At 68.2% G+C, this 24785-nt stretch carries 24 protein-coding genes; 11 read left to right on the plus strand and 13 right to left on the minus strand.

Annotated features, from left to right (window positions below):
- Positions 1–39 precede the first annotated feature (39 nt).
- Positions 40–465, minus strand: coding sequence for a CoA-binding protein (locus tag AC1DB8_RS09640; RefSeq protein WP_476892880.1), 426 nt, complete (start codon positions 463–465; stop codon positions 40–42).
- A gap of 338 nt (positions 466–803) precedes the next feature.
- On the opposite strand from AC1DB8_RS09640, the gene AC1DB8_RS09645 reads away from it, so the two are divergent.
- From AC1DB8_RS09645 to AC1DB8_RS09675, 7 genes are all read left to right on the plus strand, one after another.
- Complete coding sequence (locus tag AC1DB8_RS09645; RefSeq protein WP_476892881.1) at positions 804–1664, plus strand: ABC transporter ATP-binding protein; 861 nt, start codon at positions 804–806, stop codon at positions 1662–1664.
- Between the two features lie 123 nt (positions 1665–1787).
- Positions 1788–2828 (plus strand): aliphatic sulfonate ABC transporter substrate-binding protein, encoded by a 1041-nt coding sequence (locus AC1DB8_RS09650; RefSeq protein WP_476892882.1) that lies wholly within the window; start codon positions 1788–1790, stop codon positions 2826–2828.
- Complete coding sequence (locus AC1DB8_RS09655; protein ID WP_441417912.1) at positions 2828–3739, plus strand: ABC transporter permease; 912 nt, start codon at positions 2828–2830, stop codon at positions 3737–3739. Before AC1DB8_RS09650 ends, AC1DB8_RS09655 begins: the two co-directional genes overlap by 1 nt.
- On the plus strand, positions 3730–5835 hold the full coding sequence (locus AC1DB8_RS09660) for an acetate--CoA ligase (protein WP_476892883.1): 2106 nt from the start codon (positions 3730–3732) through the stop codon (positions 5833–5835). The genes AC1DB8_RS09655 and AC1DB8_RS09660 overlap by 10 nt, the downstream gene beginning before the upstream one ends.
- On the plus strand, positions 5828–7033 hold the full coding sequence (gene sfnG, locus AC1DB8_RS09665; protein ID WP_476892884.1) for a dimethylsulfone monooxygenase SfnG: 1206 nt from the start codon (positions 5828–5830) through the stop codon (positions 7031–7033). Before AC1DB8_RS09660 ends, sfnG begins: the two co-directional genes overlap by 8 nt.
- Positions 7033–8388: an O-acetylhomoserine aminocarboxypropyltransferase/cysteine synthase family protein gene (locus AC1DB8_RS09670; protein ID WP_476892885.1), complete on the plus strand. Its 1356-nt coding sequence runs from the start codon at positions 7033–7035 to the stop codon at positions 8386–8388. The genes sfnG and AC1DB8_RS09670 overlap by 1 nt, the downstream gene beginning before the upstream one ends.
- On the plus strand, positions 8385–8882 hold the full coding sequence (locus AC1DB8_RS09675) for a CoA-binding protein (RefSeq protein WP_476892886.1): 498 nt from the start codon (positions 8385–8387) through the stop codon (positions 8880–8882). Before AC1DB8_RS09670 ends, AC1DB8_RS09675 begins: the two co-directional genes overlap by 4 nt.
- A gap of 109 nt (positions 8883–8991) precedes the next feature.
- On the opposite strand, the gene AC1DB8_RS09680 is transcribed toward AC1DB8_RS09675, so the two are convergent.
- From AC1DB8_RS09680 to AC1DB8_RS09695, 4 genes are all read right to left on the minus strand, one after another.
- The gene (locus tag AC1DB8_RS09680) at positions 8992–9696 is read right to left on the minus strand and encodes a hypothetical protein (RefSeq protein ID WP_476892887.1); all 705 of its coding nucleotides are present in this window, start codon (positions 9694–9696) and stop codon (positions 8992–8994) included.
- The gene (locus tag AC1DB8_RS09685) at positions 9693–10241 is read right to left on the minus strand and encodes an RNA polymerase sigma factor (RefSeq protein WP_441417918.1); all 549 of its coding nucleotides are present in this window, start codon (positions 10239–10241) and stop codon (positions 9693–9695) included. The genes AC1DB8_RS09680 and AC1DB8_RS09685 overlap by 4 nt, the downstream gene beginning before the upstream one ends.
- A gap of 88 nt (positions 10242–10329) precedes the next feature.
- Positions 10330–10797 (minus strand): hypothetical protein, encoded by a 468-nt coding sequence (locus tag AC1DB8_RS09690; RefSeq protein WP_476892888.1) that lies wholly within the window; start codon positions 10795–10797, stop codon positions 10330–10332.
- 390 nt (positions 10798–11187) lie between these two features.
- Positions 11188–12477: an adenylosuccinate synthase gene (locus tag AC1DB8_RS09695; protein WP_441417920.1), complete on the minus strand. Its 1290-nt coding sequence runs from the start codon at positions 12475–12477 to the stop codon at positions 11188–11190.
- Between the two features lie 378 nt (positions 12478–12855).
- Between AC1DB8_RS09695 and AC1DB8_RS09700 the strand changes: the two genes are divergently transcribed.
- Together AC1DB8_RS09700 and AC1DB8_RS09705 are read left to right on the plus strand one after the other, a co-directional pair.
- On the plus strand, positions 12856–14064 hold the full coding sequence (locus AC1DB8_RS09700) for a cobalamin-independent methionine synthase II family protein (RefSeq protein WP_441417921.1): 1209 nt from the start codon (positions 12856–12858) through the stop codon (positions 14062–14064).
- Between the two features lie 196 nt (positions 14065–14260).
- A complete protein-coding gene (locus AC1DB8_RS09705) occupies positions 14261–14893 on the plus strand; it encodes a uracil-DNA glycosylase family protein (RefSeq protein ID WP_441417922.1) in 633 nt (210 codons plus the stop codon).
- Positions 14894–15041: 148 nt separating this feature from the next.
- On the opposite strand, the gene AC1DB8_RS09710 is transcribed toward AC1DB8_RS09705, so the two are convergent.
- The 4 genes from AC1DB8_RS09710 to AC1DB8_RS09725 form a co-directional block, all read right to left on the minus strand.
- Positions 15042–15467: a DUF3151 domain-containing protein gene (locus AC1DB8_RS09710; RefSeq protein ID WP_476892889.1), complete on the minus strand. Its 426-nt coding sequence runs from the start codon at positions 15465–15467 to the stop codon at positions 15042–15044.
- Positions 15468–15469: 2 nt separating this feature from the next.
- Complete coding sequence (fbaA, locus tag AC1DB8_RS09715; RefSeq protein WP_175322196.1) at positions 15470–16489, minus strand: class II fructose-bisphosphate aldolase; 1020 nt, start codon at positions 16487–16489, stop codon at positions 15470–15472.
- 203 nt (positions 16490–16692) lie between these two features.
- Entirely contained in the window at positions 16693–17640 is a 948-nt protein-coding gene (locus AC1DB8_RS09720) for a hypothetical protein (RefSeq protein WP_476892890.1), read from the minus strand.
- Between the two features lie 144 nt (positions 17641–17784).
- Positions 17785–18471, minus strand: a complete 687-nt coding sequence (locus AC1DB8_RS09725) for a TrmH family RNA methyltransferase (protein WP_441417925.1) — start codon at positions 18469–18471, stop codon at positions 17785–17787.
- Between the two features lie 52 nt (positions 18472–18523).
- Between AC1DB8_RS09725 and AC1DB8_RS09730 the strand changes: the two genes are divergently transcribed.
- The gene (locus AC1DB8_RS09730) at positions 18524–19390 is read left to right on the plus strand and encodes an HAD-IIA family hydrolase (protein ID WP_441417926.1); all 867 of its coding nucleotides are present in this window, start codon (positions 18524–18526) and stop codon (positions 19388–19390) included.
- 30 nt (positions 19391–19420) lie between these two features.
- On the opposite strand, the gene AC1DB8_RS09735 is transcribed toward AC1DB8_RS09730, so the two are convergent.
- The 4 genes from AC1DB8_RS09735 to pyrE all read right to left on the minus strand — a co-directional run bounded on the left by AC1DB8_RS09735 (position 19421) and on the right by pyrE (position 22740).
- On the minus strand, positions 19421–20461 hold the full coding sequence (locus tag AC1DB8_RS09735; RefSeq protein ID WP_476892891.1) for a thioesterase domain-containing protein: 1041 nt from the start codon (positions 20459–20461) through the stop codon (positions 19421–19423).
- 173 nt (positions 20462–20634) lie between these two features.
- Positions 20635–21186, minus strand: coding sequence for a hypothetical protein (locus AC1DB8_RS09740; RefSeq protein WP_441417928.1), 552 nt, complete (start codon positions 21184–21186; stop codon positions 20635–20637).
- Positions 21187–21282: 96 nt separating this feature from the next.
- Entirely contained in the window at positions 21283–22050 is a 768-nt protein-coding gene (locus AC1DB8_RS09745) for a GAF and ANTAR domain-containing protein (protein ID WP_476892892.1), read from the minus strand.
- A gap of 105 nt (positions 22051–22155) precedes the next feature.
- Positions 22156–22740, minus strand: coding sequence for an orotate phosphoribosyltransferase (pyrE, locus tag AC1DB8_RS09750; protein ID WP_175322180.1), 585 nt, complete (start codon positions 22738–22740; stop codon positions 22156–22158).
- 145 nt (positions 22741–22885) lie between these two features.
- On the opposite strand from pyrE, the gene acsA reads away from it, so the two are divergent.
- Positions 22886–24784, plus strand: coding sequence for an acetate--CoA ligase (gene acsA, locus AC1DB8_RS09755; RefSeq protein ID WP_476892893.1), 1899 nt, complete (start codon positions 22886–22888; stop codon positions 24782–24784).
- Position 24785 lies beyond the last annotated feature (1 nt).

The following is a 24785-nucleotide window of genomic DNA, read 5'->3' on the forward strand; positions in this document are numbered from 1 at the left end:
GCAGCTACCGGCAGTGGTCGCCGTCGGCGACGGCGGCCGTCAGAGCCCCAAGCGCGGCGCCTCCTGGGCCGGGCACGCGTTCATGACCACGTCCAGGCCGGCCGCCTTGGCACGTGCGGCGGCGGCTTCGTCGATGACGCCCAGCTGCAGCCAGAGAGCCTTCGCTCCGACGGCGATCGCCTGGTCCACCACGTCGCCCACCCTGTGCGAATTCACGAAGCAGTCCACGACGTCGGGCGGTTGCTTGGCCGCCGGAATGTCGGACAGCCTGGCGTAGCCCGTCTCGCCGTGTACCGGGTCGGCCGGAAGATTGACCGGGATGATTTCCATGCCGAGCCGGTCGCGGATATACAGCGACGTGTCATAGGCGGCGCGCCACTCGTTGGTGGTCAGGCCCACGATCGCCCACCTGCCCTTGGTGCGCAGGAGCCGTTCGATAACCGCGGGGTCGTTCACATGGGTCATGTGCACAGCCTAAGGCCGACCAGTGACTGGGCCGTGCCGCGCCGGACGGCCCGGGCCGCATTTCGAACAATCGACCGGCAGCCCAGGGGAAGCGGGCAGGTGTCCGAATATTACGCGCCGGATTTGGGGGAAATCGGTGATTCCGTTTTAGTGGGTAGTGACCATCCCGAGCGGCCGAGAGACCTGGATCGATGAAGCCGCAGCAACCCTGGTCGTCGGAGTTCCTCCCCGGAACCCGCCGATAGCAAGGTAGCGAGCCACGGGAACGGCCGGACTGACCACCCGTGCCGGAGGCTCGTTCCGTAGGGTGCTACTGCCAGGATCGATGGAGTACTCCTATGACTGCTGTCCTGTCCCCCTCCGCAACTGTCGCGTCCGCGGACGCCTCCGCCGGGGAAACCACCCGCACGCCCGCGCTGCCGGTGTCCTTCCGCGGCCTGCGCCGAGCGTTCGGTTCCGGCAGCGAAGCCCACACCGTGCTCCGCGACGTGGACTTCGATGTCCTGGCCGGTGAAGTCCTCGCCATCCTGGGCACGTCCGGCTGCGGCAAGTCCACCCTGCTGCGCGCCACCGCCGGCCTCGATGCCCCCAGTGCCGGCGCCGTCGAGATCGACGGCGTCCAGGTACAGGGTGTGGATGCGCGCTGCGCCTTCGCCTTCCAGGAGCCGCGCCTGCTGCCCTGGCACACCCTGCAGGCCAACATCGCCATCGGCCTGCCCACCGGTGTCAGCGCCAGGGACGGCAAGGCCAAGGTCCCCCGGCTCCTTGAACTCGTGGGCCTGCAGGATTTCGCCAAGCACCGGCCGCGCGAGGTCTCCGGCGGCATGGCCCAGCGTGCCTCCCTGGCCCGCGCCCTGGCCCGCAACCCGGGCGTCCTGCTGCTCGACGAACCCTTCGGCGCCCTCGACGCCCTGACCCGGATCAAGATGCAGGACCTGCTGCTGCAGGTCCACCGGGCGGAGCCCACCACCGTGCTGCTGGTAACCCACGACGTCGACGAAGCCCTCCAGCTGGCCGACCGCATCATCGTCCTCGGCAAGGAACCAGCCCGCGGAACCGAATCCGGCACCCCGGCGCCGGGCGCGACGATTGTCCGCACCGTCGTCGTCCCCGGCGAACGTCCCCGGGACCGGGCTTCCGCGGAGCTGGCCCGAATGCGGGCCTCGCTCCTGGCCAGCCTCGGCGTCGACGGCCACTAACCACCCACCGCTCCCCGGACAACCGGCCGCGGGCCGCGCCACAGCCAGAGCCTGCCGCGCCGGCCCGCCCCACCGTCCTTCCCCTCCTCCGCATCCGCATCCACCGTTCTCAAAGGAACCTCCATGCCCTTCGCCCGCAAGACCACCCGCCGCTCGGTCCTCACGGCCGCGGCCGTCTCCGCCGCCCTGGCCCTCACCGGCTGCGTCGCCGGCGAGGGTTCCGGCAAGCCCGCAGCAAGCGGCGCCGCCGGGACCGCCGCACTGAACATCGATTTCGCGACCTACAACCCGTTGAGCCTCGTGATCAAGAAGAAAGGCTGGCTCGAGACAGCGTTGAAGGACCAGGGCGTCACCGTCAACTGGGTCCAGTCCGCCGGCTCGAACAAGGCCAACGAGGCGCTGCGGTCCGGCGCGATCGACGTCGGCTCCACCGCCGGCTCGGCTGCCCTCCTGGCCAAGGCCAACGGATCGCCGATCAAGGCGATTGACATCTTCTCGCAGCCAGAGTGGGCGGCGCTCGTAACCAAGCCGGGCTCCGGCATCAGCACGGTGGCCGACCTCAAGGGCAAGTCGGTGGCGGCCACCAAGGGCACCGACCCGTACTTCTTCCTGCTCCAGTCGCTCTCCGAAGCCGGCCTGTCCGCCAAGGACGTGACCGTGCAGAACCTGCAGCACGCCGACGGCCGTGCGGCGCTGGAAAACGGCTCGGTGGATGCGTGGTCCGGGCTCGACCCGATCATGGCCGGGGCCGAGCAGAAGGGCGCCAAGCTCTTCTACCGGAACCTCTCCTTCAACACCTACGGCTTCCTGAACGCCACCGAATCCTTCCTGAAGGAGAAGCCCAGGCAGGCGCAGGCCGTCGTCAACGCCTACGAGAAGGCGCGTGCCTGGGCGGCGGCCAACCCGGAGGAAACCGCGCAGATCCTCGCCGACGCGGCGGGACTGGACCTCGCCGTCGCGAAGACCGTGGTGCTGCAGCGCAGCAACCTCGACGTCGACCCGGCGCCGGGCGAGGCCCAGCGCAAGGTCCTCGCGAAGATCGGCCCGACCTTCGTGGAAACCGGGGACGTTGCAAGCCAGAAGCAGATCGACGACGCCGTCGCCTCGCTTCTCGATGACTCGCTGGTGAAGAAGGCGGACGCGTCCGCCATCAAGGATTCCTGATGACCCACCTCGGAAATCCCTACCTCACCGGCAACAACGTTGCGGATGGGCGCGCTGCAGCCGTCCCCGCAACTCCGGCAGACGCCGCCCAGCCGGACTCCCCCGTCACGGGTGGAGGCGGCTCCCCGGCGAACGGATGGTCCCCCGCCGGGATCCTGGCCAACGGCTGGGCGCGTCTGCTCCTTGGACTGATCATTCCCGCTGCGGTGCTGGCCGCCTGGCAACTCTCCACGGCCGCCGGGGTGTTCAGCGTGGTCCAGCTTCCGCCGCCGGCCATGGTGCTGGAGGCCGGCCTAGACCTGCTCCAGCGCGGCCAGCTCGGCCAGCACATCGCGATCTCCACCCAGCGCGTGCTGATCGGCTTCGCGGCCGGCGCGGCGCTGGGACTGGTGTTTGGGTCCCTGGTGGGCCTGTCCCGGTTCGCGGATGCCCTGCTCGCGCCCACCATCGGCGCGCTCCGGGCCGTCCCGTCGCTGGCCTGGGTGCCGTTGCTGATCCTCTGGATGAAGATCGGCGAGGACTCCAAGATCACCCTGATCCTGATCGGTGCGTTCTTCCCAGTCTTCACCACGGTCTCACTCGCGCTGCGTCACGTGGACCGGAACCTGGTCGAAGCGGCGCGGGCCTTCGGGCTCAAGGGCGTGAAGCTGCTGACCACGGTCCAGCTCCCGGCGGTGGTGCCGGCCGTGTTCTCCGGGCTCCGGCTCGCGCTGGCCCAGGCCTGGCTGTTCCTGGTCGCCGCCGAACTCATCGCCTCCTCAATGGGGCTCGGTTTCCTGCTGACGGATTCGCAGAACAACGGCCGCACGGACCGGCTCCTGCTGGCGATCGTGCTGCTGGCCGTGATCGGCAAGGTCACCGACGCCCTGCTGGGCCTCGCCGAGAAATGGGCGGTGAAACGATGGGCGTAGCTACCGAGACAGCACCGGCCAGTCTCCCCTCCACCGGGGAAGGGCGCATCGCGTTTTGGGAGGCGGCCGCCCTCCGGCTCGACTGGGCGGACGTGCCGGGCCAGGACAAGCCCTGGCACACCGCGCACCGCTGCGTCCCGGCCGACGCCGCGGCGGGCATGGGCCCGCAGATCAGCTGGTTCGACGGCGGGAAGCTCAATGTCGCCTACAACTGCGTCGACCGTCATGTAGCGGCGGGACGCGGCGACAAGGTGGCACTGCATTTCGAGGGCGAGCCCGGCGACCGCCGCACCATCACCTACGCCGAACTGCAGCGCGACGTGGCCAAGGCCGCCAACGCCCTGCTGGAGCTCGGCATCGCCAAGGGCGACCGGGTGGTCATTTACCTTCCGGTGATCCCCGAAACGGTGATCATCACCCTGGCCGTGGCCCGGATCGGCGCCATCCACTCGCTCGTGTTCGGCGGTTTCTCGGCCGAGGCGCTCAAGTTCCGGGTGGAAGACACGGGCGCCAAGCTGCTGGTCACCACCGACGGGCAGTTCCGCCGCGGCGTCGCCGTGCCGGTGAAGGCGAACGCGGACGCGGCCGTCGCCGGGGACAACGCGATCGAACACGTCCTGGTGGTCAACCGCACCACCGCGCCGGAACACCTGGCCGCCGTCCCGATGACCGCAGGCCGTGACGTGTGGTGGCACGACGCCGTCGGGGCCGCCTCCGACGTCCACAAACCCGAGGCGTTCGACGCCGAGACACCCCTGTTCATCATGTACACCTCCGGAACCACCGGAAAGCCCAAGGGCCTGGTCCACACCTCCGGCGGCTACCTCACGCAGGCGTCCTGGAGCTTCGAGCACCTCTTCAGCAACCCGGACCCGGCCCTCCGCGACCGGGACGTCCACTGGTGCACGGCGGACCTGGCCTGGGTCACCGCCCACACCTACGAGCTCTACGGCCCGCTCTCCAACGGCGCCACGCAGGTGATCTTCGAGGGCACGCCCAACACCCCGCACCCGGGCCGGCACTTCGAAATCATCGAACGCTACGGCGTCACGCAGTACTACACCGCCCCCACCCTGGTCCGGTCGCTGATGGGCTGGTTCCCGGACGGCGTCCCGGCCGGCTACGACCTCTCCTCCATCCGTCTGCTGGGCACCGTCGGCGAAGCCGTCAACCCCGAGGCATGGCGCTGGTTCCGGGAGAACGTGGGCGCCGGCACGGCGCCGGTGGTGGACACCTGGTGGCAGTCCGAAACCGGCGCCACCATCCTCTCCCCCGCCCCGACGGACACCGACTTCAAACCCGGCTGCGCGGCCCGGCCGCTGCCCGGCGTCGGCACCCGGATCGTGGACGAGGCGGGCAACACCGTCCCGCCCGGAGTCCAGGGCTTCATCGTGGTGGACGCCCCCGGCCCCGCCATCGCCCGGACCGTGTGGGGCAACCCGCAACGCTACTTCGATTCCTATTGGCGCCAGTACGCCGAGCAAGGCTGGTTCCTCGCCGGCGACGGCGCCAAGTACGACGACGACGGCGACATCTGGATCCTCGGGCGGGTGGACGACACCCTCAACGTCTCCGGGCACCTGCTCTCCACGATTGAGATCGAATCTGCCCTCGTCTCGCACCCGGACGTCGTGGAGGCCGGCGTCTGCCCGGTCGCCGACCCGAAGACCGGGTACGCGATTGTGGCGTTCGTTGTGCTTCGGGAATCGGCGATGATCCCCTCCCGCCGCTTAGCGTTCCCGGACTCCCCCGAGCTCGCAAGCTCGCCCGGGGACCCCGGTCCGATCACTTCACTCGCTCGTTCCTCGCTCGCGCGATGCGCGGCTACGGAGGAAATCACCGCGGATTTGAAGGCTTGGGTCGGAGAAAGGATCGGGCCGATCGCGAAGCCGCGCGACGTCGTCGTCGTTCCCGATGTGCCGAAGACCCGCAGCGGCAAGATCATGCGCCGGTTGCTGACGCAGCTGTTCGAAGGAACCACGCTCGGCGACACGACCTCCCTGCAGAATGAACCGTCGATCGCCGGCATCCAGACCGTCCTGCGCGACCGCAATAACACCGGAAATACCCCAGAAGTAAGGAACACCAATGACTGACACCAGCAGCGTCGCCCGTCTTTCCGAACCCCTGAAGTTCGCCTACTGGGTCCCCAACGTCTCCGGCGGCCTGGTGGTGTCCACCATCGAACAGCGCACCGGCTGGGACTTCGAGTACAACAAGAAGCTGGCCCGGATCGCCGAGAACTCCGGCTTTGAATACGCGCTGACCCAGACCCGCTACGCCGCCTCCTACGGCGCGGACAAGCAGCACGAGGCCACCTCGTTCAGCCTCGCCCTGCTGGCCGCCACCGAGCGGCTCAAGGTGATCTCCGCCGTCCACCCGGGCATGTGGCACCCCGGCGTGCTGGCTAAATTCATCATCACCGCGGACCACATCTCCAACGGCCGCGCCGCCGTGAACATCGTTTCCGGCTGGCTCAAGGCCGAATTCGAGAACTTCGGCCTCGAATGGCTCGAACACGACGAGCGCTACGTCCGGACCGAGGAGTTCATCCGCGTGCTCCGCGGGCTGTGGACCGAGCAGGAGTACAGCCAGTCCGGCAAGTACTACAACATCACCGACTTCACCCTGCAGCCGGCACCCGTGGATGTGCCCGGGCGGGCGCACCCGGAGATCTTCTTCGGCGGCAACTCCACCGCGGCCCAGGCCACGGCAGGCCGGGTCGCGGACTGGTACTTCTCCAACGGCAAGGACCTGGAAGGCTTCAAGGAGAACATCGCCGGCGTGGTTGCCGCTGCCGGTGACACCGGGCGCGGCGCTGAGGGGGCTCTCCCCTCCCCCAGGTTCGGCCTGAACGGCTTCGTCATCGCCCGCGACTCCGAGAAGGAAGCCCGCGACACCCTGCGCGAGATCGTCGAGAAGGCGCACAAGCCCGCCGTCGAGGGCTTCCGCGCCGCCGTCCAGGAGGCCGGCGCGTCCACCAAGGACGGCAAGGGTATGTGGGCCGACTCCAGCTTCGAGGACCTGGTCCAGTACAACGACGGTTTCAAGACCCAGCTGATCGGTACCCCGGAGCAGATCGCCGAGCGGATTGTGGAGTACAAGAAGATCGGCGTGAACCTCTTCCTCACCGGCTACCTGCACTTCCAGGAGGAGGTCGCCGCGTTCGGTGCGGACATCCTGCCGATCGTGCGCGAACTCGAGGCGGACCTCGCCCGCAAGCACGGCGTCGAGCTCGACCTGTCCGGCACCCCGGCCGCCACCGGCACTGCCAGCAAGCTGGTGAACGCGTAATGGCTGACCGCAAGTTCGGTTTCCGCACCCGCGCCCTGCACGCCGGCGGCACGCCCGACGCCGAACACGGCGCCCGGGCCGTGCCGATCTACCAGACGACGTCCTTCGTGTTCAAGGACACCCAAGACGCCGCCAACCTGTTCGCGCTGCAGAAATACGGCAACATCTACTCCCGGATCGGCAACCCCACGGTGGCCGCGTTTGAAGAGCGCATCGCCTCGCTGGAGGGCGGCATCGGCGCGGTGGCCACATCCTCTGGCATGGCCGCGGAGTTCATTACCTTCGCCGCGCTCACCCAGTCCGGCGACCACATTGTGGCGGCATCCCAGCTTTACGGCGGCACAGTGACTCAGCTGGACGTCACGCTGCGCCGCTTCGGGGTGGACACCACGTTCGTGGCCGGCACCGACCCGGCGGACTACGCCGCCGCAGTCCGGGACAACACCAAGGCGATCTTCGTCGAGGTGGTGGCCAACCCCTCGTCGGAGGTCCAGGACCTTGAGGGGCTGGCCAAGGTTGCACACGACGCCGGCATCCCGCTCGTCGTCGACGCCACCTTGAGCACCCCGTACCTGGTTCGGCCGATCGAGCACGGCGCGGACATTGTGATCCACTCCGCCACGAAGTTCCTCGGCGGCCACGGCACCACCCTCGGCGGCGTCATCGTCGAAAGCGGCCGCTTCAACTGGGGCAACGGCAAGTTCCCCACCATGACCGAACCGGTGGCCTCCTACGGCAACGTCTCCTGGTGGGGGAACTTCGGCGAGTACGGCTTCCTCACCAAGCTGCGCTGCGAGCAGCTGCGCGACATCGGACCCGCACTGTCCCCCCAGTCGGCGTTCCAGCTGCTGCAGGGCGTGGAGACGCTCCCGCAACGCCTGGACGAGCACCTCAGGAACGCCCAGGCGGTGGCCGAATGGCTTGAAGCCGACGAGCGGGTGGCCTACGTGAACTATTCCGGCCTGCCCTCGCACCCGCACTTCGACCGGGCCCGGAAGTACCTGCCGCTGGGCCCCGGCTCGGTGTTCTCCTTCGGCGTCAAGGGCGGCCGAGCCGCGGGCCAGAAGTTCATCGAGTCCCTGCAACTGGCCTCGCACTTGGCCAACGTGGGCGACTCGCGGACCCTGGTGATCCACCCCGGCTCCACGACCCACCAGCAGCTCAGCCCGGCGCAGCTCGAATCCGCCGGCATCCCGGAGGACCTCGTCAGGATTTCGATCGGCCTCGAGGACATCGAGGACATCCTCTGGGACCTCGACCAGGCTCTGGACGCGGCAACCGAAGATCCAGCCCCGGACACATCGGCCGGGGAAGTCCTTCCCGCGGATACCTGCACGATCGGAGCAAACGCATGAGCACCGAAGAAACCCGTACCTGGACCGGCCCGTCGGCGCCCGAGCGGTTGGCCCTGCTGCGCCAGGCCAAGTCGATCGCGATTGTGGGCGCCTCGGACAAGCCGTCGCGGGCGAGCTACTTCGTCGCGACCTACCTGCAGTCCTCGACCCGCTACAAGGTCTACTTCGTGAACCCGGTGGTGAAGGAGATCCTGGGCGAGCCGACGTACGCTTCGCTCTCTGACCTGCCGGAAAGCCCGGACATCGTCGACGTGTTCCGCAAGCATGATGACCTGCCCGGCGTGCTGGACGAGGCCATCGCCGCGGGCGCCAAGACGCTCTGGCTGCAGCTGGGCTCGTGGCACGAGGACGTCGCGAAGGAAGCCGAAGCGGCCGGACTCGACGTCGTGATGGACCGCTGTGTGAAGATCGAGCACGCCCGCTTCCACGGCGGCCTGCACCTGGCGGGCTTCGACACCGGTGTCATCTCCTCCAAGCGGCAGGTCCTCGCCTAAACGAGGCCCCTAAACCCAACTAGCTCGCAGTTGTTGTCGTATTGAGCACTCAAAACGACAACAACTGCGAGCTACTTGGGTTAACCGGGATGCCCAGGCGGCGCGACCGCTACGGCTTGGCGGTGGGGAAAGCCGTCGGAAGCCCGGGAAGTGCGGGGGACGTCGGCAGCGGCCCGGGTACGAGGCCCCGGCCGTTCTGGCCCTGGGAGCCGGGCTTTACGGGCCGGTGTCCCGGCGTCGGAAGAACTCCGCCGCGGCCGACGGCGGGAGGAGTAGCGACGGGGCCGGCATGCCTCGGGACCTGCACTGCTGCCGGGGCCGAGGGCGCTGCCGGACCAGCCAGGGACGGAGACGTGCCAGCCGGCACCGGAACCGGGGCCGCCGGCAGATCCGAGGGCGTGCCGCCGGAAGGGGCAGGGGTCCGGCTGGGGGCGGCGGGGTGGAAGATAACGCCGAGGGTGTGGCCCACATTCTCACGGAAGTCATGGCTGGAGGCCGCCACGGCGCCGGCGCCGAGGCTCATTGCACCGATTACGGCGCCACCAACCAGGGCCATCCGGCGTTTGTGGCCGCGCCGCCGGTCCGCCAGGTTGCTCACACCGGCCGGAAGGTCGTCGGCGGAGCGGGCCACCGCATCAGCTGAACCGGCGGAGAGCAGCGCGGCAAGGTCTGCGCGGGGCGCCGGTGCCTGCTCCGGCACCAGGGCCTGCAGCTGCTCGAGGGTGCTGCGGAGTTCGGCGGCAGCTTCGAGGCCGGAGTCACGGAGCATCGCCTGGATGCTGCCATCCTGCTGGGGGTCGCGCGTGCCGGTCATGATGCTGCGTGGTCCTTTTCGGTTACAAGTTCGCGCAGGGCACTGAGCCCGCGCCGCTGAAGCTGTTTGATGGCACCCGGGGTCTTACCCATGATGCCGGCCACCTGATCGATGGAGAGGTCTGCGACGATCCGCAGGACCAGGACTTCCCGCTGCTCTTCGTTGAGCCGGGCAAGTGTGTGGGACAGGCCGCCCAGGGAACCAAGCGCCTCGTCCTCCGCGGAAGCGGAACACCGCGCGTCGTTCAGCGGGTCATATTCGGCCAGGTACGGTGTGCGTTCGGCGCGCCGGTGGTGGTCGACCAGCCGGGCATGGGCGACGGAGAAGATGAAGGTCCGCAACCCGGTGTGGCCGCCGGTGACGTTGGCCAGTCTCGGCAGAACGTCCACGAAGACGTCCTGGGTGAGGGCCTCGGCGTCGTCGACGCCCTTGGCCCGGAAGTAGCCGAGCACCGCCGGGGAGATCACGGTGTAGACGGCGCTGAATCCTGACGGGTCGCCAGCCAGAGCTGCTGACAGTTCATCGTCGCTCAGCTGGTCTGCCAAGAGGCTTTCCTTCCGTTACTGCAGGGGGTGCGGCCCCCGATAGTCTAGCGGCCGCACCCCGTCGCCTCCGAAGAGAGGCGTTTGGTGCTTACTTGTCGAGCTTGGGCTGCTCAACCGACGGAACAGCCGGCACGGCCTTGACAGCCGGGGCGCCCTTGGCGGCGGGAACGGCCGGGGTGGCGACGGTTACGCCGGCGTGGGCCTTGGCCTCGGCAGCGCCCTTGGCATTGGCGGCACCGTCGACGGCAACGCCGTCCTTATCGGCGGACACGGAGCCCTCAGCGGCACCCTCGGTACCCTCGACGTCGGCGTCGCCCTTGGCGGACCCGTCAGCGTTCGGGGTAGCCGGAACGGCCGGAACGGCCGGGGTGGCGGGTGCGTCGGGCAGTTCCGTGGTAGCCGGAACAGCGGGGGTGGCGGGCGTAGCGTGGTTCACTTCAGCCTGCTGGGTGCTGGACGTCTGGGCCGCGTTGGCCAGGCCGATTCCGGAGAAACCTCCGACCGCGAGAATCGCGGCGCCGACAGCAATCTTGGTGGTCTTGCTAACACTCTTCATGTAAAACGTACATCCTTTGGTTGGTTGAAGGCTGGCCGGCGCCTGATGGGGGCAGGCGCCAGCCGGCACTTACGGTCGAAGTCCTGTCGGCACCTGATGGGGCAGGTGCCCGTCGGATCTCTCTCGAAGTCCCCGGCGCCTGATGGGGGCAGGCGCCGGTCGGATCTTCAGCTACAAGGCCGGCCGGAGCTGGTGGGGGGACCAGGGCTCCGGGCGGCGCTTACAAAGGAGTAATCGCTGGGGCACACCGAAAGGTTACGCACCGATGAGAATTTCTTTCTTGTTTTTTGGGCGGCCCCCGCGACGGTCCCGAACTGCGGCTTTAACGACGACGGCGGCGGGTCACCATTGCAGGTGACCCGCCGCCGTCGTGCGCCGGTTGCTGAAGCGTCAGTCGTTGATGAGGTCGTTGACCACGATCGTCTGGTCGCGGTCCGGGCCGACGCCGATCGCGGAGAACCGGGTGCCGGAGAGTTTCTCCAGGGCCAGTACGTAGTTCCGGGCGTTCTCCGGCAGGTCGTCCAGGGTGCGGGCGCCGGTGATGTCCTCGGTCCAGCCCTCGAAGTACTCGAAAATCGGCTTGGCGTGGTGGAACTCGGTCTGGGTCATCGGCATTTCGTCGTGGCGGACGCCGTCGACGTCGTAGGCCACGCAAACGGGGATCTGCTCGATGCCGGTGAGCACGTCAAGTTTGGTCACGAAGTAGTCCGTGAAGCCGTTCACGCGGGAGGCGTGGCGCGCCAGGACGGCGTCGTACCAGCCGCAACGGCGCGGACGGCCGGTGTTAACGCCGAACTCGCCGCCGGTCTTCTGCAGGTACAGGCCCATCTCATCGAACAGCTCCGTGGGGAACGGTCCGGCGCCGACACGGGTGGTGTAGGCCTTGATGATGCCGATGGAGCGCGAGATCCGGGTGGGGCCGATGCCCGAGCCCACGGAGGCTCCGCCCGCGGTGGGGTTCGAGGAGGTCACGAACGGGTAGGTGCCGTGGTCGACGTCCAGGAACGTGGCCTGGCCGCCCTCCATGAGGACCACCTTGCCCTCGTCCAGCGCCTTGTTCAGCACGAAGGTGCTGTCGATGACCAGCGGGCGCAGGCGTTCGGCGAAGGACAGGAAGTAGTCCACGATCTCGTCCACCTCGATGTCCCGGCGGTTGTAGACCTTGACCAGCAGTTCGTTCTTCTGCCGCAGCGAGCCTTCGACCTTCTGCCGCAGGATGGAGGCGTCGAACACATCCTGGACGCGGATGCCGAGGCGGGCCACCTTGTCCATGTAGGCGGGGCCGATGCCGCGGCCGGTGGTGCCGATGGCGCGGCTGCCGAGGAACCGTTCGGTGACCTTGTCCAGCACCTGGTGGTACGGCGCCACGAGGTGGGCGTTGGCGGAGACGCGCAGCTTGGAGGTGTCCGCGCCGCGGGCTTCGAGGCCATCGATCTCCTGGAACAGGGCTTCAAGGTTCACCACGCAACCGTTGCCGATCACCGGGACTGCGTTCGGGCTCAGGATGCCGGCAGGAAGGAGCTTCAGCTCATACTTCTCACCGCCCACGACGACGGTGTGCCCGGCGTTGTTGCCGCCGTTGGGCTTCACGACGTAGTCGACACGGCCGCCGAGCAGGTCGGTGGCCTTACCTTTGCCTTCGTCGCCCCATTGGGCTCCGACGATCACGATTGCTGGCATGGGATCCTCCCCCATTCGTTCGGGCCGGACTGTGTGTGATCCACCAGGTGGTCACCGCAGCTCAGCACCGTTCATGAGAATGCCCCGGATCTACCGCTGTGCTCTTACCATCAACGCCAGAGTCCGGGGCTCTTACCACCCAAGTTTAGCCGAAATCGGTGGCCGGCACCGTTTTTGCTCCCCGCGTGGACACTGCGACACATAGCGGGCACGACTTGCGGCAAAGGCGTGGGTGGAATTAGGTGAGAGTGACCATCCCGAGCGGCCGAGGGACCTGGACCGTTGACGCCGCAGCAACCCTGCCGGACTCAGCCTGCCTCCGTGGCCGGCCTGCCAGCGAGGGTGCTACCGCCAGGACCGATGGAAGGAAACCGCGCCATGTCCCAGAACACCGACCACATCCGCGTCACCCACGCCGGCTCATTGCCCCGGACGCCGGAGCTCATCGCCGCGAACGAGGCCAAGGAAGCCGACGGCGTCACCCCCGAGTTCCTGGATCTGCTGGAGACCTCGGTGGTGGACGTCGTGCAGCGCCAGAAGGATCTGGGCGTCGACATCCCCAACGACGGCGAGTACGGCCACACGATGTCCAGCACGGTGGACTACGGCGCCTGGTGGAACTACTCCTTCTCCCGGCTCGGCGGACTGGAACCCACCGAGGTGGACCGCTGGGCCGACGCCAAGGTCCACCGTTCCTCGCCCGGCCACATCGTCCTCACCTCGTTCCCGGACCGCCGTGACCGGCAAAAGTTCAACGACGCGTACAACGACCCCTCCTCCGGGATCCTGGCCCACCGCAAAGCCGTCACACAGCCAAAAATCGCCGGGCCGCTGACGTACACCGGCCAGGCGCTCGTGGCCTCGGACATCACCAACCTCAAGACCGGCCTGGCCGCGGCCGGCCTCACCGAGGGGTTCGTCGCCTCCCTCTCCCCCGGCTCCTGCGCCCGCGTCGCCAACGAGTACTACCAGAGCGATGAGGAACTCCTCTACGCCTGCGCCGATGCCATGCGCGAGGAATACAAGGCCATCATCGACGCCGGCCTGACCGTCCAGCTCGACGACCCCTCCCTGGCCGAGAGCTGGGACCAGATCAACCCCGAGCCGAGCCTCGAGGACTACCTGAAGTTCATCCAGCTCCGGGTCGAAGCCACCAACTGGGCGCTGCGGGACCTCCCGCAGGACCAGATCCGGCTGCACGTGTGCTGGGGATCCTGGCACGGACCGCACACGACGGACATCCCCTTCGCGGACATCATCGGCTCCGTCCTGCAGATCAACGCCGGCGCCTACTCCTTCGAGGCGGCCAACGTGCGGCACGAGCATGAATGGCGGGTCTGGGAGGACACCAAGCTTCCCGAGGGAAAGTCGATCATCCCCGGCGTCGTCTCCCACGCCACCAACGTCGTCGAGCACCCGGACCTGGTGGCGGACCGGATCGTGCGCTTCGCGGACCTGGTGGGCCGCGAAAACGTGATTGCGTCCACGGACTGCGGCCTCGGCGGCCGCGTCCATCCACAGATCGCCTATGCCAAGCTCGAAGCGCTCGGGGAAGGCGCACGGCGGGCCAGCAAGCGGCTCTGGTAGCCGGACCGGGCCGGCCGGCCGCTGCCGGCCCGGGCAACTCGCCGGACATTTCGCGGGGCTTGATAGACTGGTAGAGACCGAACAGGAATCGGTCCACACCACATTTTCAAACCACTCCGGCCTCCGCGCGCCCTGTCTTTGGCGTGCCCGCAGCCGGTCTGGCAGCTTTACCAATCCGCAGGAGACCCAGCAATACATGACAGCACTGGCCACTGAAAATTTCCGCGAACAGCTCCTGAGCCGCCGTTACGAAGCTAACGTCGCGCCGGTCAACGAACTGTGCGACGCACTGCAGACCGCCAAAGCTGGCACCACGGTCCCCTACGTGGATCCCGCCCACGACATCGACGAGTGCCGCATCATCAGCCTGTACTCCAACATCGGCACGGCGGATCCGTCCGGCTTCATCACGGCCGGGGACGAGGAAGCTGCCACCCGCATGCTCGGCATCCAGTGGAAGCTGGGCCTGCGCCCGGAGTTCGTCATGCCGTGGAACGTCCACCCGTGGCACGTGGGCGAGGAGCCGAACGGCAAGTTCACCCCGGACCAGATCTCGGCCGGCCTCAAGCCGTTGCTGAAGTTCCTCGCCCTGGTGCCGCGCGCGTCCGTCATTGTGGCGCACGGAACCGAAGCCAACCGCCTGGCCAACCTGCTGCTCAAGACCGAGGTGCCGATGATCTGGCGCCGCGGCCTGAAGACGTACAAGGTCCGCTCGCTTAGCGGCCGCGCGTTCGCCGGCACCCCGGCCCGCCAGGAGCAGTACCTCGAGGACATGCGCGTCGCCTACGCCGACGCCATGGCCCGCACCGGATTGGCCAAGGCCAGCTGACCCACCCGCGTTAACGACGGCGGGCGCCCACCGAAAGGTGAGCGCCCGCCGTCGTCGTTTAAACCCCAACGCGGGGTCACTTACAGCCCATCCGCGGTGGCGGAATGGGCCGTAAGTGACCCCGCGTTGCGTTAAATCGCGGTGCCTGTCAGCCCTCGGCTTCGATGGCTGCCTTGGCGGTGGGGTCGGAGTCCTTGAGGAACTTCTCGATCCGCTCGGGCTCCTCGGCCTCGCCGATCGCCGCGGACGCGCGGCCCAGCGAGTACAGGGCGCGCAGGAAGCCGCGGTTCGGTTCGTGCTCCCACGGGATCGGGCCCACGCCGCGCCAGCCGTTACGGCGCAGCGAGTCCAGGCCGCGGTGGTAGCCGACCCGGGCGTAGGCGTAGGAATCGATGGTCCGGCCTTCCTTCCACGCGTCCTCGGCCAGCACGGCCCAGAGCAGCGAGGACGTCGGGTGCTTCTCCACCAGATCCAGCGCCTCCTGGCCCGCATCCAGCCCCGCGTTGACCTCAGTCTCGGCAGGCAGCAGCGTGGGCTCGGGGCCCATCAGGTTCTTGCGGAACTCGTCCGACATGACTAGAACGTCTTGCCGGTGGAGCCGAGCTGCTGGGCAGCCTCGACCACGCGGGCGGCCAGGCCGGCTTCGGCGGACGCGCCCCAGACACGGGGGTCGTACAGCTTCTTGTTGCCGACCTCGCCGTCGACCTTCAGGACGCCGTCGTAGTTGCGGAACATGTGGTCCACCACCGGGCGGGTGTAGGCGTACTGGGTGTCGGTGTCGATGTTCATCTTGATCACGCCGTAGGAGACGGCGTCCGCGATCTCCTGCTCGGAGGAGCCGGAGCCGCCGTGGAAGACGAGGTCGAACGGGTTGGCCTTGCCGATCTTCGCGCCGACCTGCTCCTGGATGTCCTTGAGGATCTCCGGACGCAGCTTGACGCCGCCCGGCTTGTACACGCCGTGCACGTTGCCGAAGGTCAGGGCCGTGATGTAGCGGCCGTTCTCGCCGGAGCCGAGGGCGTCGATGGTCGCGAGGGCGTCCTCGACCGTGGTGTAGAGCTTGTCGTTGATGGCGTTCTCGACGCCGTCTTCCTCGCCGCCGACGGTGCCGATCTCGACCTCGAGGATCATCTTGGCCGCGGCGGTGCGAGCGAGCAGTTCACGCGCGATCCGGAGGTTCTCCTGCAGGGTTTCGGCCGAGCCGTCCCACATGTGCGAGTTGAAGAGCGGGTTGCGGCCGGCCTTGACCTCGGCTTCGGAGGCGGCGAGCAGCGGCAGGACGAAGCCGTCCAGCTTGTCCTTGGGGCAGTGGTCCGTGTGCAGGGCGATGTTGACGCCGTAGTTTTTGGCCACTTCGCGGGCGAACGCGGCGAAGCCCAGGGAACCGGCCACCATGTCCTTGGTGGAGGCGCCGGACCAGTAGGCGGCACCGCCGGTGGAGACCTGGACGATGCCGTCGGACTCGGCCTCGGCGAAGCCGCGCAGGGCGGCGTTCAGGGTCTGGGAGGAAGTGACGTTGACGGCCGGGAACGCGAAGCCGCCCGTCTTTGCGCGGTCGATCATCTCGGAGTAGATCTCTGGGGTTGCAATGGGCATGCTGACTCCTAAAGTGAATTTCGTCTGCGGGCTGGGTTGACCCTGGAGTGAACCTCGTCGGCTACGAACCATCCTAGCCATTCCTGCGCACGGCAGTGTCTCCGGTCACGCGGGGGCTGTAACACTCGCTCCCGCGCCTTGCGTCGCCTCCCGCCGAGATGGCACCACGCGGCAGTGTGGCCGCCCAACATTGCCGCGAACTGTCACTTCGCGCGCCAGCCCCGGCTCTCCAGCGCCGCCCGAACCTTGCGGACGACGGCGGGGCGGTCACCGGCGAGGTCGAAACGGGAAACCCGGAGCTCCAGCCAGCCGAACCTCGCGGTGGTGTCGGCCCGGCGGATGTCCTTCAGGTACTGTTCCTCCCCGTTGTGGTGCGCCCCGTCGTACTGCAGCGCGAGCCTCCACTGCGGGTACGCCGCGTCGGGCCAGAGCACGGGGGCCGTGTCCCCACCCCACATCGGCTCGCCCCACACCACGTGATTCAGCACCGGCTCGGGCAGGCCCGCGCGCACCAAGGCGAGGCGCATGTGCGTTTCCGGCGCCGAGTCGGCGCCCACCCGGATGAGTTCGGCGGCGGTCCTCGCCTTGCGCACGCCGCGGACTCCCGGGTGCCGGGCCGCCATCTCCCTCAGGTCCGCGACGCTGCACAATGCCCGGCGGGGAAACGGATGTCCCTGACCGTGTTCGCAGACGAGGGAATCGCCCACGGCAACAAGTTCCTCGGGCCCCAGAACCGCGGCCAGGTCCAGCCACGTCCGGGCCGGCGAGGTGAGCCGGACGCCGTCGAGCTCCACCACTTCGTCCGGCAGCAGCGTCAGAAGATGCCCGACGACGTTTGCCCGCCGCGGCATGCTGGAGCCGCGGCGGCGGGCAAGGTGGATGTGCCAGTCTTCGCCCTGCCAGGGCGGCAGCGGTGCTTCCCAGAGGCGGGCCGCCGAGCCGAGCGCGAGAATGGAATCGTCATCAAGGTCGGTATAGGCGCGCAGGGCGGCCGCTCCGGCGGCGGCCGAGTCCACCGGCACCCGAATGCCACGGGACACGGTCACCAGATCCCGCGCCGCGGTCCGCGTCCGGGTGACGCCGGCCTTGTCCGCGGCACGGAGTGAGAAGGATCCGGTGGTCAGATGGAACGGAAGCGGTGCCCGGCGCATGGGCCCAGTCTTGCCGCTTCGGGCACTGTCCGATGCGGTTATCCACAGCCCTTTGCCGCAATCCGCGCCGAGGTGGCATTTCACGGCAGTGTCGGGCGCAAACACTGCCGTCAAGTGCCATTTCGCGCGCGGGGCGGGGTGCCGCTACCCCGGGAGCTGGTTGAAGACGTGCCGGCGGATCCAGGCGTGCATCGCGATCGCGGCCGCGGAGGCGGCGTTGATCGAGCGGGTGGAACCGAACTGCTCGATCGACAGCGTCGCGACGGCGGCCTCATGGACCTCCGGCGTCAGGCCCGGGCCTTCCTGGCCGAATACCAGCACGCAGTCCCGGGGCAGCTCGTAGGTTTCCAGCGGGACGGAATCGGGGAAGATGTCGATCCCGATCACGGCCAGCCCCTCCCCTTGCGCCCAGGCGACAAAGTCCTCAACGGTGGCGTGGTGGCGGACGTGCTGGTAGCGGTCGGTGACCATCGCCCCGCGGCGGTTCCACCGGCGTCGTCCGATGATGTGGACTTCCTTGGCCAGGAACGCGTTGGCGGTGCGGACGACGGTGCCGATGTTCATGTCGTGCTGCCAGTTCTCAATCGCGATGTGGAAGTTGTGGCGCCGCGAATCCAGCTCGGCGACAATCGCCTCGTGCTTCCAGTAGCGGTACTTGTCCACCACGTTGCGGCGGTCGCCGTCCGCGAGCAGGTCCGGGTCCCAATGTTCGCCCTCCGGCCACTGCCCCTGCCAGGGGCCGACGCCGACCTCCGCCTTGGGCTCCGCATCGCCGTCCGGAACGGCCGCGCTGCCGGCAGTGGGTTCGCTGGGAGTCTCGGGTTCAGTCACGACTCAACATTAGACTGGGACCTGTTGCGGCACACTATCGGCGGAGGGCACCATGGCGGACCAGTATGAAGACCAAGGGACAGACCAGCGTTCAGACTCCGATGACGTGCGGTCCACGTCCTCGGTGTATCGCAGCGGCCAAGAGATCGAGTGCTGGCTGACAGACATGGACGGCGTGCTGGTCCACGAGAACCAGCCGATCCCGGGCGCCTCGGAACTGATCCAGCGCTGGGTGGACACGTCCAAGCGGTTCCTGGTCCTGACCAACAATTCCATCTTCACCCCCCGGGACCTCGCGGCGAGGCTGAAGAGTTCCGGCCTGGAAATCCCGGAGGAGAACATCTGGACCTCGGCCCTGGCCACGGCGCAGTTCCTCAAGGACCAGGTACGCGGCTCCGAGTCCGGCAACCGCGCCTACACGATCGGCGAGGCCGGGCTGACGACGGCGCTGCATGAAGCCGGCTTCATCCTCACCGACCAGGACCCCGACTTTGTGGTGCTCGGCGAAACCCGGACCTACTCCTTTGAAGCCATCACCATGGCCATCCGCCTGATCCTCGGCGGCGCCCGCTTCATCGCGACCAACCCCGACGCCACCGGGCCTTCCAAGGACGGACCGATGCCGGCCACCGGTGCGATCGCCGCGCTCATCACCAAGGCAACCGGCCGCGAACCCTACATTGTGGGCAAGCCGAACCCGATGATGTTCCGTTCGGCGATGAACCAGATCGACGCGCACTCGGAGACCACCGCCATGATCGGGGACCGGATGGACACGGACATCATCGCCGGCATGGAGGCGGGGCTGCACACGGTGCTGGTGCTCAGCGGCATCACGCATAAGGACGACATTGCGGCCTACCCGTTCCGGCCCAACCAGATCCTGAACTCGGTCGCGGACCTTAAGAACCAGATCTGAACGGACTAGTCCGAGGGGTCCGCCCTCGTCCTAGAAGGCGGTCTTCTTGCCGCCGCCGGACGGCAGCGGCAGGAACTCGTCCTGGAGCTCCTCGATGAGCGACCGGTAGACCGAGGGGTTCCACTGCGGGCTGGCATGCGCCGGCCGCGCCCCGTCCGTCCGCAATGAATCCGAGACCATGTTCGCCTTGAACCGCAGCATCCAGGTGTCCCGCGCCGTCTCGTAGCTCACGGTCTGGTCCCCGGGGTTGCCGATGAATGCCATCTTCGCGTCCCCCAGCTTGCCGACGAAGCGGTTCAGGTCGAAGTGGTAGATGTAGGCCGATTCGGTCTGGATCAGCACGCTGGACGGGGCAATCGGCGAGAGCTGTTCCAGGGTCTGGTCCAGCACCTGGCCCCAGCTGCGTTCATGCTTGTTCAGCATGCGTTCGCCGAGCTCGTAGCCGCCGCGCAGCACGGTGGGGAACCGGAACCCGCTCTCGTACAGGAACACCACCCCCTCGAACCAGCTCTGGTCCAGGACGTCATACCGGCTGGAAGGGCTGGAGTCGAGCAGGATGAACGCCACCTTGACGCCATGCAGTTCCAGCAACCGGGCGGCGACCTGCACCGCGACCATGCCGCCGAAGCTGTGGCCGTAGAAGTAGATGGTGTCGAGCTGGTGGGCGCGGATGTGCTCGATGACCGCGATCACGATCTTGTCGATGTCCAGGCCAAGGTTGGAATAGCCGACGGCGGCCAGTTGGCCCCGTTTGGTCAGCGCGCCGCGCAGCGAGTTCAGGATCCACTGCGCCTCTTCCCAGCTGGTCTTGTAGCCGGGGAAAAGGAACCAGCTGGCGTGGGGGAAATACAGTTCCGCGACGTCGTCGGGCACCGGGAGGATCTTGTTCACCCGCCGCTCGGCCTGCACCCGGCGGGTGAACAGCATGTCCCCGGCCAGGACCGAGGCGGCACCCGCGCCGATCAGGAAGTTTCGCCGCGAAAACCGTTCGAGTTCAGCGGCATGCCGGAGTACGCGGGCCTCGGCGTCCCGGGGTTCGCGCCCGTCGTTCGCTTCCGTCTCATGCGGCACACCTCTACCGTAGCCACTGCGACGGTGCAGCAGAAACGGAGCGTGAAACAGCGATCCGCGACGCGGTTCCGGCCCGGCGACGCGCAATATTCCTGGCGCGCCGGAAATCCCGCGTCGAGCGGACTTTTCCGCGTCGCGGAGGACTAACCGCGTCGCGGAACGGAGGGATCGTCCTAGGCCGGTTCGGGCGCGCGGCCGACTTCGCGCCGGGCGAGCTCCAGGCTGATGTCTTCGTACCTGGCCAGGAGCTCCGAGGGCGCACCGTTCCGCGGATCATCCAGCTTGCCGAAGACACAGTCGCTGGCGGCCAGCAGCTCATCGTCGGAGTAGCGGGCCAGCGGTCGGGTCCCGGACGGGTTAATCGAGGCCACGAAATCCGCAGAGAGGTCCAGCGGCTGGAACACCTTTCCGAAGTCGTCGCCGAACATCTGTAGTTCAAGCGAAACCCCGGCAGCAACAGGCATGGCCCCGGCAACGTCGAACTGGCCGGGTCCTCCGTCAATGGCGTTGAGGTCGTTGCGCAGACCGGCAAGGGCGGCCGATTCCACGAAGTCGGCGTGCGCGAGATCGACGCGGATGTGTGAACTGACGCCCATGCGTCGGATGCGCTGGATCAGCTGCATCAGGGCGGGGCGGGAATCCTGGCTGAGGCTGCCCCGGACATCGATCCGGATGACGTCTGCGGCGACATCGAGCTTCACCTGGGCATTGAGAGATTGGTCCATAGGTACTCCAAAGAAAGTGTCTATGGCCGACGGCTCAACCTCAATCAGCGTAACGGCGGGACGGGGCGGGCACAAGTCCCCGGATCAGCCGGCTAGTCAGCCGGCGGCCTGCCGTCCCGGCTCCTGGAAGTGCGTCCGCGTCGCCGAACCGCCAACGGACTCCACCAGCGAGGTGGCAATGTCGCGCAGTTTCACGTTGCCGTGGCTCGACGCGTCGGTGAGGATCTGGACCGCCGTTTCCTGGCTGCAGCGGTTCTGCGCCATCACGATGCCGATCGCCATATCGATGACCGTGCGGGATTCGAGCGTGGCCCGCAGGTTCGTGGCACTGTCCGTGTGCAGGGAAAAGCGCACGGCCATGCGCAGCGCCTGGGAGATCTGCCGGGTGAAGTCACGCGCCCGGTCTGCGACGTCGCCGTCGAACTTGTGCGGTGCGTCCGAATACAGGTTCAGCGCGGCCTGGGCTTCGCCCTGCAGGTGGAACGGCACCGAAAGCACCGAGCGCAGCCCGTGCGAGGCGACGGCGGTGGCGTAATCGGGGCCCCAGCGGTCTTCCTCGAAAAGGTCCGGGACGTAGACCTCGCGCTCTTCCTGCGCCGCCGTCAGGCAGGGACCCTGCGCCAGCCGGTACTGGATCTCGTCCACTTCCCGGGCGGATTCGCTGCTCCAGCCGATGGTCGCAGCCTTCCGGTCCCGCAGCAGGGTGATCCCGCACAGCGCGTCGTCGCCCTTGCCTGCCACCTGGTGCGCGGAAAAACGCGCGAGTTCGTTGAGAAACTCTTCGAAGTCAGTGCTGTCGAGGATGAGGTTCTGGACCTGGTCGACGGTGCTGACGGTTGCAGGGTATTCCTGGGGCGGGAGCATAGCGCGTTTCTCCAACTACGGGTACAGAGGTACCGATGGGGGTATTTAAGAAATGATAAGTCACCCCCAAAGCACCGTCCATACGTGTCCGCCGCCGGTGAAACCCTAGCTCAGGCCCAGTTCGTCCTTGCCGAAAGCGAACAGGTAGGGGACGCCGGCTTCGGCTTCGATCTTTTCCTTGGCGCCGGTGTCGCGGTCCACGATCACGGCGACGGCCACGACGTTGCCGCCGGCCTTGCGCACGCCCTCGACGGCGGTCAGCGCGGAGCCGCCCGTCGTGGAGGTGTCCTCGAGGACCAGGACCTTGCGGCCCTCAACCGAGGGCCCCTCGACCTGGCGGCCCATGCCGTAGGACTTCTGGGCCTTGCGGACCACGAAGGCGTCCACCGGGCGGCCGGCGTCGACGGCGGCATGCATGACGGCGGTGCCCACCGGGTCCGCCCCCATCGTCAGCCCGCCGGCGCACTCAAAGTCGATCCCGGCGTCGTCCAGCAGGGACAACATGACCTGGCCGACGAGCTTGGACGCCTCGTGGTGCAGGGTGATGCGGCGCAGGTCGATGTAGTAGTCGGCCTCGGCGCCGCTGGAGAGGATGACCTTGCCGCGCACGACGGCCAGCTCCTTGATCAGTTCCAGGAGGCGGGCACGGGCGGCAGCGGCGTCGGCCGCAAAGTCACTGGTGGCAGTCATGGGACCCAGTTTAGTGGCAGGCGCCGGCCCGGATCCCCGTCCGGGCGCCAGATGTCGGCCAGGCGGCGGCCTCCTCCCGGGCCGGCCCGCACGCACGGGACTTACGGCACTGGCAGCCGGCGCGGGGCGGGCGTCCGATGTAAGCATGACGGCAGGAACCGAACCTTCCACCCGCTGGCCGGCAATCCCCAAGGACCCCGGCAGCTTCCGGGTTCGGCCCAACCTCTTGGACTATGACGCCAGCTGCGCGGCGTTCTCCTGGGATCACGCCCGCCGGGAGCTCTCCGGCCTGCCGGATGGCCGGGGCCTCAATATCGCCTTCGAGGCGGCCGACCGGCATGCGGCCGGCGGGCTCGGCGGCCGCGAGGCGCTGCGCTTCATCCGGGCCGACGGGAGCAGCCATGCGCTCAGCTACGCGGAGCTGGCAGAGCAAAGCAGCCGGTTCGCCGCGGTGCTGAGCAGCCTCGGCGTCGGGCGCGGCGAGCGCGTCTTCTCCCTCACCGGCCGCAACCCGTCCCTGTACATTGCGATGCTCGGCACCTTCAAGAACGCCAGCGTGTTCTGCCCCCTTTTCTCGGCCTTCGGGCCGGAGCCCGTGCGGCAGCGGCTGCAGCTGGGCTCCGGACGCGCGCTCATCACCACCCGGGCGCTCTACCGGCGGAAAGTGGCCCAGCTGCGCGACTCGCTGCCGGAGCTGCGGCATGTGCTGCTGATCGACGCCGACGGCAGCCCGGAACCGGGCACCCTGGACCTGGCCGCGCTGCTGCAGACGGCCCCGGCCGACGGGCAGATCGCGGCGACCCGGCCCGAGGACATGGCGCTGCTGCACTTCACGTCCGGCACCACCGGGACACCGAAGGGCGCCATCCACGTCCACGACGCCGTCACCGCCCACCACGCGACCGGCACCTTCGCGCTGGACCTGCATCCGGAGGACATCTACTGGTGCACGGCCGATCCCGGCTGGGTGACCGGCACGTCCTACGGGGTCCTGGCCCCGCTCAGCCACGGCGTGACGAGCATCGTGGACGAGGAGGAGATGGACGCGGACCGCTGGTACCGGATCCTCGCCGAGCAGCACGTGACCGTCTGGTACACCGCGCCCACCGCGCTGCGGATGCTGATGAAGGCCGGGGTGGACCGCGCCACGGGGCACGACCTGTCCGCCCTGCGCTTTGTCGCCAGCGTCGGCGAGCCGCTCAATCCGGAGGTCGTGGTCTGGGGCAAGGAAGCCTTCGGCCAGCCGGTGCATGACAACTGGTGGCAGACCGAAACCGGCGGCATCATGATTTCGAACTTCGCGGCCACCGAGATCCGCCCCGGCTCCATGGGCCGGCCGCTGCCCGGCATCGAAGCCGCGCTGGTGGTGCGGGACGCACAGGACAAGCCGATGCTCAGGGACGGGCAGGCGGTGCTGGTCACCGCGCCGGACACGATGGGTGAGCTTGCGCTGCGGCCCGGCTGGCCCTCGATGTTCCGCGGCTACCTGCACGAGGAGGAGCGCTACCGGCGGTGCTTCGTGGGCGGCTGGTACCTCACCGGCGACCTCGCCAAGCGCGACGCCGACGGCTACTACTGGTTCGTGGGCCGGGGCGACGACGTGATCAAGTCCTCGGGGCACCTGATCGGCCCGTTCGAGGTGGAGAGCTCGCTGATGGAACATGAGGCGGTGGCCGAGGCCGGCGTGATCGGCGTTCCGGACCCGGTGGCAGGCGAGGTGGTCAAGGCCTTCGTGGAGCTGCGCCCCGGCTGGGAGCCGTCGGAGGAACTGCAGCTGGATATCATCGGGTTCGCGCGCAAACGGCTGGGGCCCGCGGTGGCACCCCGGCTGCTGGACTTCACCACGGCGCTGCCGAAAACCCGCAGCGGGAAGATCCTCCGGCGCCTGCTCAAGGCCCGCGAACTGGGGCTCCCGGAGGGCGACACGTCCACCATCGAGTCCCCGCCGGGGGCGGCGCCCGACGGCCAGCCCGACGGCCAGCCCGGCGGGCAGCCCGGCGCTGCGGGACGGGCAGCCGGCACGGCGCCGGAGGGACCGCAGTGAC

The organism is Arthrobacter sp. 10N410, assembly GCF_056394945.1.